11 protein-coding genes and 4 tRNA genes are annotated in these 12,118 nt (G+C 70.5%); 6 read left to right on the forward strand and 9 right to left on the reverse strand.

Annotation, left to right across the window (positions count from 1 at the left end; all coding sequences use genetic code 11):
• Window position 1 precedes the first annotated feature (1 nt).
• Both thrS and J4G33_RS01595 read right to left on the reverse strand, forming a co-directional pair.
• Entirely contained in the window at window positions 2-2,002 is a 2,001-nt protein-coding gene (gene thrS, locus J4G33_RS01590; protein WP_307793654.1) for a threonine--tRNA ligase, read from the reverse strand.
• Window positions 2,003-2,240: 238 nt separating this feature from the next.
• Window positions 2,241-2,312 (reverse strand) — tRNA-Val (locus J4G33_RS01595).
• Window positions 2,313-2,503: 191 nt separating this feature from the next.
• Here J4G33_RS01595 and J4G33_RS01600 point away from each other — a divergent pair.
• Entirely contained in the window at window positions 2,504-2,893 is a 390-nt protein-coding gene (locus J4G33_RS01600) for an SsgA family sporulation/cell division regulator (RefSeq protein WP_243758359.1), read from the forward strand.
• Window positions 2,894-2,905: 12 nt separating this feature from the next.
• Here J4G33_RS01600 and J4G33_RS01605 read toward each other — a convergent pair whose 3' ends face one another.
• Window positions 2,906-3,760 (reverse strand): aminotransferase class IV, encoded by an 855-nt coding sequence (locus J4G33_RS01605; RefSeq protein WP_208054141.1) that lies wholly within the window; start codon window positions 3,758-3,760, stop codon window positions 2,906-2,908.
• 54 nt (window positions 3,761-3,814) lie between these two features.
• A complete protein-coding gene (locus J4G33_RS01610) occupies window positions 3,815-4,939 on the reverse strand; it encodes a chorismate-binding protein (protein WP_372434938.1) in 1,125 nt (374 codons plus the stop codon).
• Between the two features lie 139 nt (window positions 4,940-5,078).
• Between J4G33_RS01610 and J4G33_RS01615 the strand changes: the two genes are divergently transcribed.
• From J4G33_RS01615 to J4G33_RS01625, 3 genes are all read left to right on the forward strand, one after another.
• Window positions 5,079-5,150, forward strand: a tRNA-Gly gene (locus tag J4G33_RS01615).
• A gap of 51 nt (window positions 5,151-5,201) precedes the next feature.
• Window positions 5,202-5,272, forward strand: a tRNA-Cys gene (locus tag J4G33_RS01620).
• A gap of 25 nt (window positions 5,273-5,297) precedes the next feature.
• Window positions 5,298-5,372 (forward strand) — tRNA-Val (locus J4G33_RS01625).
• Window positions 5,373-5,499: 127 nt separating this feature from the next.
• Here J4G33_RS01625 and J4G33_RS17380 read toward each other — a convergent pair.
• The 3 genes from J4G33_RS17380 to J4G33_RS01640 all read right to left on the reverse strand — a co-directional run bounded on the left by J4G33_RS17380 (window position 5,500) and on the right by J4G33_RS01640 (window position 8,047).
• A complete protein-coding gene (locus J4G33_RS17380) occupies window positions 5,500-6,687 on the reverse strand; it encodes a tyrosine-type recombinase/integrase (RefSeq protein ID WP_208054142.1) in 1,188 nt (395 codons plus the stop codon).
• 114 nt (window positions 6,688-6,801) lie between these two features.
• Window positions 6,802-7,056 (reverse strand): helix-turn-helix domain-containing protein, encoded by a 255-nt coding sequence (locus tag J4G33_RS01635; RefSeq protein ID WP_208054143.1) that lies wholly within the window; start codon window positions 7,054-7,056, stop codon window positions 6,802-6,804.
• A 577-nt stretch (window positions 7,057-7,633) separates the two neighbouring features.
• On the reverse strand, window positions 7,634-8,047 hold the full coding sequence (locus J4G33_RS01640; RefSeq protein ID WP_307793655.1) for a VOC family protein: 414 nt from the start codon (window positions 8,045-8,047) through the stop codon (window positions 7,634-7,636).
• Between the two features lie 108 nt (window positions 8,048-8,155).
• Between J4G33_RS01640 and J4G33_RS01645 the strand changes: the two genes are divergently transcribed.
• On the forward strand, window positions 8,156-8,410 hold the full coding sequence (locus tag J4G33_RS01645) for a hypothetical protein (RefSeq protein WP_208054144.1): 255 nt from the start codon (window positions 8,156-8,158) through the stop codon (window positions 8,408-8,410).
• 74 nt (window positions 8,411-8,484) lie between these two features.
• Here J4G33_RS01645 and J4G33_RS01650 read toward each other — a convergent pair whose 3' ends face one another.
• Together J4G33_RS01650 and J4G33_RS01655 are read right to left on the reverse strand one after the other, a co-directional pair.
• Window positions 8,485-8,988 carry an SRPBCC domain-containing protein gene (locus J4G33_RS01650; protein ID WP_307793656.1) on the reverse strand — a complete coding sequence of 168 codons (504 nt, stop codon included), beginning with the start codon at window positions 8,986-8,988 and terminating at the stop codon, window positions 8,485-8,487.
• A 127-nt stretch (window positions 8,989-9,115) separates the two neighbouring features.
• Window positions 9,116-10,024: a hypothetical protein gene (locus J4G33_RS01655; protein WP_208054145.1), complete on the reverse strand. Its 909-nt coding sequence runs from the start codon at window positions 10,022-10,024 to the stop codon at window positions 9,116-9,118.
• An 876-nt stretch (window positions 10,025-10,900) separates the two neighbouring features.
• Between J4G33_RS01655 and J4G33_RS01660 the strand changes: the two genes are divergently transcribed.
• A complete protein-coding gene (locus J4G33_RS01660) occupies window positions 10,901-11,791 on the forward strand; it encodes a L,D-transpeptidase family protein (RefSeq protein ID WP_208054146.1) in 891 nt (296 codons plus the stop codon).
• The last annotated feature ends 327 nt before the right edge of the window (window positions 11,792-12,118 follow it).

Here is a 12,118-nt window from a genome sequence, read left to right on the forward strand (position 1 = left end):
CTCAGACCTGCACCCGGTCGGCCACCGCAGCCACCACGCGGGCGATCGCCTCGTCGACCGGGACGCCGTTCTCCTGGCGACCGTCGCGGTACCGGAAGGAGACCGCGCCGGCCTCGACGTCCTCGCCCCCGGCGATGAGGACGAAGGGCACCTTCTGGGTGCTCGCCGTGCGGATCTTCTTGCCGAACCTGTCGTCCGAGAGGTCCAGCTCGGCACGGATCCCCTGGGCACGCAGGCGCCCGACGACGTCGCTCAGGTAGTCGTTGAAGGGCTCCGCGACGGGGACCGCGAGCACCTGGACCGGGGCGAGCCAGGCGGGGAACGCCCCCGCGTAGTGCTCGGTGAGCACCCCGAAGAACCGCTCGATCGAGCCGAAGAGGGCACGGTGGATCATGACCGGCCGCTGCCGCGAGCCGTCCGAGGCGGTGTACTCGAGCTCGAAGCGCTCGGGCAGGTTGAAGTCGAGCTGGATGGTCGACATCTGCCAGGTCCGCCCGATCGCATCCTTGGCCTGGACGGAGATCTTGGGGCCGTAGAAGGCCGCGCCGCCCGGGTCCGGGACGAGCTCGAGCCCCGAGGCCTGTCCGACCTCGGCCAGGGTGCGGGTGGCCTCGTCCCAGATCTCCTCGCTGCCCACGGACTTGTCCGGGTTGCGGGTCGAGAGCTCGAGGTAGAAGTCGTCCAGCCCGTAGTCCTTGAGCAGGTCCAGGACGAACTGCAGGGTCGTGGTGAGCTCGTCCTTCATCTGCTCACGGGTGCAGTAGATGTGCGCGTCGTCCTGGGTCATGCCCCGGACGCGGGTGAGCCCGTGGATCACCCCGGACTTCTCGTAGCGGTAGACGCTGCCGAACTCGAAGAGCCTCAGCGGCAGCTCCCGGTAGGACCGTCCCCGTGAGCCGAAGATGAGGTTGTGCATCGGGCAGTTCATCGGCTTGAGGTAGTAGTCCTGCCCGGGCTTGCGCACCACGCCGTCGTCGTCGATCTCGGCGTCGACGTGCATCGGTGGGTACATGCCGTCGGCGTACCAGTCGAGGTGGCCCGAGACCTCGTACAGGCGCGACTTGGTGATGTGCGGGGTGTTGACGAAGGAGTAGCCGGCCTCCTCGTGCTTGCGGCGCGAGTAGTCCTCCATGACGCGACGGATCGTGCCGCCCTTGGGGTGGAAGACCGGCAGACCGGAGCCGAGCTCGTCGGGGAAGGAGAACAGGTCGAGCTCGGCCCCCAGGCGTCGGTGGTCGCGGCGCTCGGCCTCGGCGAGCCGGTCCAGGTGGGCGCGCAGCTCGTCCTTGGTCGGCCAGGCCGTCCCGTAGACGCGCTGCAGCTGGGGGTTCTTCTCCGAACCACGCCAGTACGCGGCGGCCGAGCGGGTGAGCTGGAACCCGTTGGCGATCAGACGGGTGCTGGGCAGGTGCGGTCCTCGGCAGAGGTCCTGCCAGGCGACCGAGCCGTCGCGGCGCAGGTTCTGGTAGATGGTCAGGCCGCCGAGCCCGACCTCGACCGAGGCGCCCTCGCCGGCCTCCTCGGCGGTCCCCTTGAGACCGATGAGCTCGAGCTTGTACGGCTCGGCAGCGAGCTCGGCACGGGCCTCGTCCTCGGAGACGTCGCGGCGCCGGAAGGTCTGCCCTTCCTTGACGATGCGTTGCATGGTCTTCTCGAGGGCCTTGAGGTCCTCGGGGGTGAACGGGGTCTCGACGTCGAAGTCGTAGTAGAAGCCGTCCGTGATCGGTGGGCCGATGCCGAGACGGGCGGCGGGGTTGACCTGCTGCACCGCCTGGGCGAGCACGTGCGCGGCCGAGTGACGCAGGACGTCGAGGCCGTCGGGCGAGTCGATGGTCACCGCCTCGACCGTCGCGCCCTCGGGGAGCTCCCGGTCGAGGTCCCACAGCTCGCCGTCGACGCGCACGACGACGACCTCGCGACGCTCGCCGAACAGGGCGGCACCGGTGGTCTCGCGACCGACGCTGCGCTCGACGCCGTCGACGGTCAGGGTGATCTGGGACACAGGTGGTTCTCCTCGATTGGGGCGGCGCACCGATGCTACCGACGCCCAGCCTGTCCGAGGTGCAAGACGACCCGGGACGAGGACTGCGCCAGACGGGTGACCTGCGGCCGGCCGACGGGGCCGGCTGCGGGGGGTCGAACGTCCCGGGTCAGGCGAACTGACCTGCGGTGTCATGACAGTCACACGGAGCGAGACCTCACCGAACGCCCGTTCGGCGGATCCTCAAACCCCCACAAGGTGGGCGATACTGGGTTCGAACCAGTGACCTCCTCGGTGTGAACGAGGCGCTCTACCACTGAGCCAATCGCCCGTAGTGCTGGCGAGAGGACTCGCTCGCACGACGTGGTGAGGATGCTACCGAATCCACAGCCGTTTGCCGAAACCTGGCGCTCGGAGGGGTCGAGCGAGCACCATGTGGAGGCTGTCACCGGACCGCGGACGACATTGGAGAGAGGGGTGATGATGACCGGACCTGTTCGGGACGCCTGCGAGGTCGTTCCCATGCATCTGGTTCTCTCCGACGCGAGCGTCCTGCCGATCAGCGCAGAGCTGAGCTTCGAGGCGAGCGACCCGTACACCGTGCGCATCGCCTTCACGGGGGCCCACTCGACCTCGACGTGGCTCATCGGCCGCGAGCTCATCGCCCACGGCCTCCTCTCCGACTCCTCGGCCCCCGCGGGCACGGGTGACGTCCGGATCTGGCGAGACGAGGACCCCTCCTACCTCTTGGTGGCGCTCAGCGGGGTCGAGGGCGACGCCCTGCTCGCCGGCCCGGCCGAGTCCTTCGTCAGGTTCCTCAACGCGACCGTCTCGGTGGTCCCCTTCGGCAACGAGAGCGCCCGCATGGAGGACGAGATCTCCGCGCTCATCGTGAGCCTGCTGGACGCCTGAGGCGCCCGCCCCTCAGGGGTCGAGGTCCCGCGCCGCGCGATCGGCGTACACGGCGCACAGCTGCTCGGACAGCGGTCCCGGCGACACCTCGTGGCCGTCGACGGCCACGACCGGCACCGCGGTGCGGACCGACCCGGACAGCGCCAGGTGCGCCGAGCCGGCGACCACCTCGTCGAGGACCGTGTAGGGCAGCTCCCCCGGCTCCGCCTCGCGCACGGGCAGGCCGGCCTCCCTCCCCCACTCCAGGACCAGGGCACGGGTGATCCCGGCGAGGCACCCGCTCGTGAGGGCCGGGGTCAGCACCTCGCCCCCGGTCTCGACGAACACGTTGCTGCCGGTGCCCTCGCACAGCTCCCCCGCGGTGTTCGCGAGCAGCGCCTCGTCGGCCCCCGCCCGGACCGCCGCGGCGAGGGCCACCACGTTCTCCGCGTAGGACGTCGTCTTGAGGCCCGCGACGGCCGAGCGCTCGTTCCTGGTCCACGGCACGCGCGCGACCCGCCCGGCGGTCGGTCGCGAGCCGGGCCCAGCGGCGACCACGACCGTCTGGGGTCCGTCGCCGCGCGCCGAGCCGAGCGGACCGCGCCCCGCGGTCACGGTGATGCGCAGCCGCGCCGCGTCGGGGGCCGCGGTGAGCACCTGGGCCACCCCCGCACGGACGAGGTCGACGTCAGGGGTCGCCAGCCCCAGCCCGTGCGCCGAGCGGACCAGTCGCTCCAGGTGCCGGGTCAGCGCGAAGGCCGTGCCGTCCACCACGCCACAGGTCTCGAAGATCCCGTCGCCCACGGTGATCCCGTGGTCGACGGCGCTGATCGCCTCGTCCCCGCTCCCGCGCAGCCTGCCGTCCACCCACACCAGCACGTCCTGCATGACCCCACCTCTCCTCGCCGACCCGTGCGCGGGCCGTGCTCTCGATCCTGCCCGTCACCCGGACGGCGCACCACCGCGGCTCGCCAGTCCCACGAGGTGGCGGGCCTTGAGCTCGGTCTCGGCCCACTCGCCTGCGGGGTCGCTGCCCCAGGTGATCCCCGCCCCGGTGCCGAACCGGAGCAGCCCTCCGGACTCCGGCGTCCACCAGAAGGTGCGGATCCCCACGGCCAGCTCGGCCCGTCCCTCGTCCGCGTCGATCCAGCCGACCGCACCGCAGTAGGGCCCGCGGGCCACCGGCTCGAGCTCGGAGATCACCCCGAGCGCGGCAGCCTTCGGGGCCCCGGAGACCGACGCGGGCGGGTAGCTCGCGTCGAGGATCGCGGCCCAGTCGGCCCGGCCGTCGAGCAGATCTCCCTGCACCGTCGTGACGAGGTGGACCAGACCAGGGTGCTGCTCGAGGGCCAGCAGGGCGGTCACCTCGACCGAGCCAGGCCGCGAGACCCGTTGCAGGTCGTTGCGCACCATGTCCGCGATCATCACGTTCTCGGCGCGGTCCTTGTCCGTGAGCCCTGCCGCGGTGGGCGCGGTGCCCTTGATCGGGCCCGAGGTCACCACGCCGGCCTCGAGACGCAGGAAGAGCTCGGGGGACGCCGTCACGACCCACGTCCTCGCCAGGTCGCCGCCCTCGGGGACGTGCACTCCCCCGGACCACGGCGCAGGGTTCCCCGCGGCCAGCACGGCGGCGAGCGCCTGGGCATCGGGTTCGGCCCCGGCGACGGCGGGCAGTTCGGCCTCGAGGACCCGGCAGAGGTTGACCTGGTAGACCTCGCCCGCCCGGATCCGCTCCCGGATCGTCGCGACCGCGGCGCAGTACTCCTCGCGACCGATCGAGCTCCGCCAGCCACCGATCGGCGGACCGCTCCACGGGCGGGGACGTCCTGGCGGAACGGAGGGCCCGCGGACCACTTGGGCGAAACGCCACGCACGCACGGTCCCGTCGAAGTCACCGACCACGGCCCAGAACCCACCGCCATCCAGGCGGTGCGCCTCCCGACGCAGGTCGATGCACTCGACCGGGTCTCGGGCCTCGATCCCGGCGAACCACGCAGCGCCCCCGGCCGCGCCGGGGCCCGTCACGGTCCCCCGGACACGCGACGCGCTGCTGCTCTCGCTGGACACCGGGCCACGGTAGCGGTGGCCTGCGCGTCTGCCGTCAGGCCCCGCAGGACCCGCGCCGCGGGGCCAGTTGGACGACCGTCCCGGCGTTCGGTTAGAGTCTGGGACGCGCACGGCGCCGGGGTCACCCGGAACGTGTCGCGCGGACGTGGCTCAGTGGTAGAGCATCACCTTGCCAAGGTGAGGGTCGCGGGTTCGAATCCCGTCGTCCGCTCGAAGGCGAAGACCCGTGACGGTCAGCACCGGACGTGGGCTTGAGCCTTGCGGTGGAGTGGCCGAGAGGCGAGGCAGCGGCCTGCAAAGCCGTCCACACGGGTTCGAATCCCGTCTCCACCTCGCATCACCACCCTGAGCACGGCACGGGCGATTGGCGCAGCGGTAGCGCGCTTCCCTGACACGGAAGAGGTCACTGGTTCGATCCCAGTATCGCCCACCAGCATCACCGCAGGTCAGAGGCCGTTCCGGACATCGTCCGGGGCGGCCTTTCGGCTGTCGTAGGACGAGGTGTAGCAACGGGTGTAGCAACGTCCCAGCGGTGCGGAACGGCACAGCACATCAGTTGGTCAGTCGCTCGCCAGCATCCGGTCGCCGAGGGATTCCATCGCCGCCCGGGTGACCTCGGTGCTCACGTGGCCGTACACGTCAGCAGTCACCCGGATGTCCGCGTGGCCGAGGATCTCCGAGACGGCCTTGAGGTGCACGCCGGCCTCGAGCATCACGGTCGCCGCCGAGTGCCGAAGCGTGTGCACCGTCACGCCGTCGAGTCCGGCCTTTGCCGCCGCCACCTTCGCCGCGCGCAGGACGTTGCGCGGATCGATCGGGCCGCCGGTCTCCGTGGTGAAGACGAAGCCCGTCTCGACCCAGAGGTTGCCAGCGTGGGCGCGCTCAGCCTCCTGCGCCGTCGCCAACCTGCGCAGCAGCTCCACCACGGGCGGCGACAGGGGCAGCGTCCGACGGGAGCTGGCCGTCTTCGGCTCGCTGGCGACCAAGGTGCCGTCGACGCGTGCGAGGGTCGCGCGGATTAAGACTTGTCGCCCGTCGAGGTCGACGTCGCTCCACCTCAGGGCCAGCGCCTCCCCTTTCCGCACGCCGGTGGCAGCGATGAAGGCAAGCAGCGGGTAGGCCCGGGTAGGGCGTGCGGCCTCGAGGAAGGCCTCCATCTCCGTTGCGCTCAGGAACCGTGCGGCGTGCCTACGAGCCCTCGGTGGCCTGACGACCAGGGCGGGGTTCCGACCTAGAAGCCCTTCGCGCACGGCGCCGTTCAGAACCAGGCGCGTCACGTAGAACACCCGTTGGACGGTGGCCGGAGCGAGGAGCGGAGCCTGTGCGTCTTCCGTCCTCCGATGCCGGCTCCGAGAGGAGCTGAGCTCGATGATGAACTCGTCGACGTGGGACGGGCGCAGCTGGTCGAGCCGGCGTCGTGCGAGCCGGGTGGGCAGCAGGCAGGTCAGCACGAGGCGGCGGTACAGCTCCTTGGTGGTGGCCTTCCGCGGACTGGCGCGCAGAGTCGTCTCCAGCCAGGTCATGGCCCAGTCGCCGACCGTCATCGAGGCGTCAGTGACGGGCATCCCGCTGTCACGTCGCTCGACGGCTGCGGCGAGCTTCGTGCGTACCTCTGCGCGGGTGGACCCGTAGTACGTCTTGCGGCGGGTCCGCCCAGTCTCGGGGTCGCGCCATGTGACGGCCGCGGCGTACCTGCCGTCGCTCGCGCGACGGTAGATCGAGCCCTCCGAGTTCGCCCTCTTCGCCACCTCGACCACCTCGCTGGAAGTGCGCCCATCCAAGCTCGCCCGACCGCGCCGAAGCCACGATGGCGGCGGCTCTCTGTGGACAACGGGACCGACGCTGGTTGTGGACCCCGCCGGTTACACGCTCGTGGAGACGTACGAGCGGCAGCGCTCGACGAAGTCCCTGAGCGCTTCGGCCGGGATCTTTCGGAGTCGGCCGACGTGAACCGACTCGAGCGCCCCGCTCTTCATCAGCTCGTAGACGCGGGTCCGGCCGATTCCCAATAGGTAGCCGGTCTCCTCGACGGAGAGCAGGATCCGCGGGGGCTCCGCCGCCCTCCCAGCGGTGCGGCTCGTACGGCGGTCGAAAGACGGGTACGGGTCTCTGGTCATGGCTCCTCCTAGATGAGGACCCCACCCTCCCCAGGACCAATAGCCGGAGCGATGACGGCCAACCGCTGTCGCAATACGGCGGACACCATCGGACGGCCGTCATCGGTGATTGCTCTCGCGTCATCGGAGCCACGGCTCTGGCGGCCGATGACGACGTCCGCGTCATCGGCCTGTGTCCGCACCATGCCCGATGACGGCCGTGGTTTGCCGCCGTGCGTCGACGTCTGGACCGATGACGCCTTCCCGCAAACCTGCCCGCCGGAGCAACGTGCCGAGCACGCGTGGTCTCGCGTCGCGGGAACGGCTACGCGCCGGCGAGCACCTCGAACTTCTGCTCGGTCGTCGGGCCACGGAACTCGCAGCGTGGCGAGAGGCGCAGCGAGGACGGACCCGTCGATGGCTGCCAGCACGGGGAGGATCGGTAGCGGCGTCTGCATGGCGACCGTCCGCGGACGTCCGGCTACGAAGAGTGCCAGAAGTGTCCCTACTCTTGATCTTGTCTTTGGCGTGGACCCGGGCGGGCCTTGCCTGAACGCGACGTGTGAGGGGCGCGCCGGCCAGCGGCTACCGTGCGCTGCTACGCGGTGTCGTCGGGCGACTCGGCAACCAGCTCCACCTCGAACCCTGCTGCGTCTTCGAGGTAAGCGGCGTAGGTGTCCGGCCCGCCAGCGTGCGGATGCTGGTCCGCGAACATCAGGGTCCAGCCGTGCTCCACGGCGTCGGCGACCAGGGCGTCGAGGTCGGCGCGCGAGCCCGCCCAGAACGCCACGTGGTTGAGGCCGCTGCGCAACCGGTTCTGCGGTCCTCGCACGTGAGCCGAGCCGGACTCCAGCGCGACGTAGGCGTCCTCGAGCGTCCAACTGCGGCCGGTCTCCCAACTGCTGGCCAGGCGGTAACCCAGCCGCTGCAGCAGCCAAGGCCAAGGTCCATCGGTCGAAGTCGCATCGTCCATCCACAGCTCGAGGTGGTGCAGGCGGCCAGGGGTGCTCACGCACGCATCCTGTCGGCCTCCCGGGCCCGAGCGCACATCCGGCCCGAGTCGGGTGCGGCATGAGCGCGCGCGCCGGACACCCCCGTGACGCGCCCGTACGCTCAGATGATGGAGCCCTCGGACGAAGCCACCATCACGGTCACCCGCGGCGAGTTGATGCTGCTGACCGCCGGCCTGACGGCGTACCTGACAGCCTTCGCTCGGCATCGCGACGAGGACGGCGGGGCGTCCCATCCGGAAGCGGAGTGGGTCGAGTTGCAGCGCCGAACCGGTGAGCTCATCTGGCGGCTCGAAGAAGCGGGCGGGCCGCCTGGGGCCCGCATCATCCACAGCGCTGAGGCTGTTGAGCCGGGCAGTCCGTAGCGAGAGCCATCTGCGGCTGCATTTGCCTCGCAGCGGCATGAGCGGGATGAAGCCGAGCAACGTTCTCGTGGCGCTCAGGGCTCCGATGTCGGCGCGCTGGATGCGTAAAGCTCGACGAGGTCGTCGTAACCGGACCAGAAGTCGTCGATCGGGAGGTCGTCACCCCGCAGGTGCCCGTGGAGGTACTGGAGGTGACGGTGCCAGCCAGCGGCGTAGGAGACGGCGTCCTCCAGATCCTCGTGATGCAAGGTCAACCTTGAGGTGGAAGGGCTCTCCTCGGCGAGAGTGAACGTGACGCGGCTCGTCCGTTCCTCCGGAAAGTCCCACGTCAGAGACAGCAGGTGTCCGGAGTGCCACTTCGTCACGGTGTGCCGGGACCGGACGGTCTTGTCATGCCACAGGTCGAAGCGACCACCCTCGGCGATCGCGACGGTGTCGAGTCGTCCCAGCCAGCTCACAGTGCGCTGGCTGTCTGTGAGTGCGAGCCATGCCTGCTCCACAGGCGCCGGCAGCGTGACCCGCATGCGTACCTCGCCGCCCACGGCGTCGGCACGGCCGACGATTTCGGGAAGTCGCACGCCGACGATTGTGCCGGAGCAGGAGATGAGAAGGCACCCCGATCGCGGCGCGCGGGCCGCGGCATGAGCGTGCGGAGTCAGCAGCGAGGCCGTACAGCAGGCACTTGATGCTGCGCAGGCTGTGAGCTCACGGCTCGACGAACCAGGCGTGCCATCGCGCAGTGACCGTGCCATTGGGCTCAGGCGTGACCCCTCGCAGTGCGGGCATTTCGTCGTAGAGGTCCGGGGGCGCGGGACGGCCGCGCCACACGAGACCGTCGGCGACCTGGACGTCGGCATGAACACCCCACCTGTAGCTGCTTCGACCGGTGAGGCGGTAGACCACACGGGGAATCGCAGCGAGGGTCAGCCCGGTGAGGCGCTCCGGCCACTGCGGCCAGACGGCGACGTAAGAGCCGGCTCGCGTGGTCGGGTGAGTCCCTCCGGCGGTCATGGTCCAGCGCCGCGGCCATGCGGCGTGCTCGATGATGGCGACCGCACCGCGCGCAGCCGCCAACGCGTCCACGTCGGCCCAGAACGACGCATCCACCACTCGTGCGCTGTGGTCCATGTCGTCGAGGTCACGCTCGTAAGGAGAACTGCTCATCGGTTCTGGGAACACGCCGAGCGCTGACGCGGCTTCGACCGACTTGGGGCACGGCTTGCTGGCGACGATGTACATGTAGAGGTCGTAGCCGACGTGGATTGCGAAGCCAGAGAAATGCTCCAGACGGCACCAGACATCCCCGCGGTGCATCCACCGCACGACCTCTATGGCGTCGGCGGCTGAGAGGGCCGCGCCGTCCACCCATCGCTCCAGGCCGGTCCCGAGAATCCGTGCGAGGGGATGGGCGGCGGCGAGCGGCTCACGGTCGGGGTCGGCCTCCAGGTGCGACTCGGGATCTCGAACGGTCAGCTCAGTGACGCCGCACTCCTCCATGAAGCTCCGGGCGGCCTCAAGGTAGGCGCGCTCGACTGGGCCACGATCGCTGACCGAATCCAAGGCGCCGTGGTACACGCCCTCGGTATCGCGATCACGAGGGTCGTACTGCGTCACGCGGTAGACGTGGGAGCCGGGAGTCACGGCAGAAGCCTCTCAGTCGACGCACCGAACCTGGGCCCCGCCGAGCCGCCCACCGGGCCCAATCCTCGCTCGCTCATCGGCATGAGCGTGCGTGACATCACATGACGGCGCAGCGTTTGGACGTACTGAGGAGCGCCGTGTAGCAACCGGTGTAGCAACGTCGCGGCATTCGCCTACGTCCGCCACCAGTCGTCGGCGACCGCGCGTCGTCTTGACCAGGCCAAGCGCTCGCGAGCGGCCCGTCCCGGACACCCTTCGCGTCCCTGACACGGAAGAGGTCACTGGTTCGATCCCAGTATCGCCCACCAGCAAAGCCCCAGGTCAACGACCTGGGGCTTTCACATTGGAGAGGGAAGCGCAGCAAGGGGTCCCTGCTCGTCGCGGACCGACACGCCCGCTGACCCTGACAGGGTCGGCGGCCCTCGCCCGGGGTCGCCACCCAGACCCGATCTCGCAACGGTCGGTGCACCTCTCATCCGCCTCGGGTGAGGCGGACCGAGCCGCCGTTCGGCTGACTGAGGCACATGAGCACCGAGGTCTCTCCCACCGTTCTTCGCCAGCATGCCCATCTGCGGGCCACCCTGCCCTTCGACGACACAACCGACGACGAGTCCGCAGCTCGCGGGTTCCTGGGGACACTGGACCCGCCCGTCGTGCGGGACGCTGACGGCCGCGTCGTCTGGGATGCGCAGTCCTACGCCTTGCGCTGCCCAGGCGATCGGCGAGTCCGTCCCGACCCGAGGTTCCCCGACATCGGATCCGAGACCAGGTCGCACCCAACACTTCGTGCCTGACAGGCGTCTTCCTTGATGTGGGGGTCGTCAGACCTCCCGACGAGGGGGAACCACCATGTCCGCACCTGATGTCCATGCCGTACGGCTCAGCGCCCAGGGCCTCACCCGCTTGGTCCTCTCCGGGGTGACGGTGACCGCGCTGATCGGAGGCCTGATGTCCGCCTGCTCGACGGGATCATCCGCCGAGACGAGCTCGGCGGATCGTCGGGCCGCACCGATCGAGGCCGCGCCCGCGCCGCCCGAGGACGCCGGGGCGGGCGCCGTGCCCGCGGCGACTCCCGAACCGACGCCGATCTCAGTGCCGACCCCCGGCCCCACGTCGAGCCCGGAGCCTCCTGCGGAACCCACGACGCTGCGCCGGGGCGACGAGGGGGACGCGGTGCGCGAGCTGCAGGAGCGCCTGATCGAGCTCGACTACTTCCTGCCCTCCGCCGACGGCACGTTCGGCGCCGCGACCGAGCAGGCCGTCTGGGCGCTGCAGAAGGCCGCCGGCACGACCCGGGACGGCCTGGTCGGGCCCGCGACGCAGGAAGCCCTCGACGCCGGGCTCCGACCGACACCACGTACGGTGAGCGGTCGGGTCCTCGAGGTCGACCTCGAGCGCCAGCTCGTGCTCGCGGTCGAGGACGGCATCCTCACGCGGACCTTCAACGTGTCCTCCGGCAACGGTGAGACGTATCGGGCCCTCGGTCGGACGCAGCGCGCCGACACCCCGACCGGGGACTTCGCGGTGGTGCGCCAGGTCGATGCCGTGCACGAGTCGACACTCGGCCTGGGCTCGATGTATCGGCCGAAGTACTTCCACGGGGGCTGGGCGGTGCACGGCTCGGACGAGATCCCGCCGTGGCCCGCGTCCCACGGCTGCGTGCGGATGGCGAACGAGGCCATCAACTGGATCTGGGACGTGTGGGACGCGCCGATCGGCACCCGGGTGCTGGTGTTCTGAAGGTCACGCGGGCGCCACCTCCTCGGGGCGGTGCGCGTCGCCGAGCCCTTGCCGAAACGCCGTCCGGTTGTCACTGTAGAGGGGCCGTCGACGAGGACGCGCGCGTCGGCGCCCAGTCCCCGCGTGCACCGCAAGGTCCGGCCCGAAGGGCAGCCCATGGCACCTCCGTCGCGATCCGCCCGACGTGAGCTGCACCGAGCAGCGGGCCCTCGATCGCCGCGTCACCGCGCCGAGCCGCCAGCCCCTCGCCATCTCGTCGAGACACCACGAGGTCGACGCGGGACGGCGGTGCTCGCGGGCTCCGCAGTCCTCGGCGCCCTCGTGCTT

This window comes from Actinotalea soli (genome assembly GCF_017565425.1).
Lineage (GTDB): Bacteria > Actinomycetota > Actinomycetes > Actinomycetales > Cellulomonadaceae > Actinotalea > Actinotalea soli.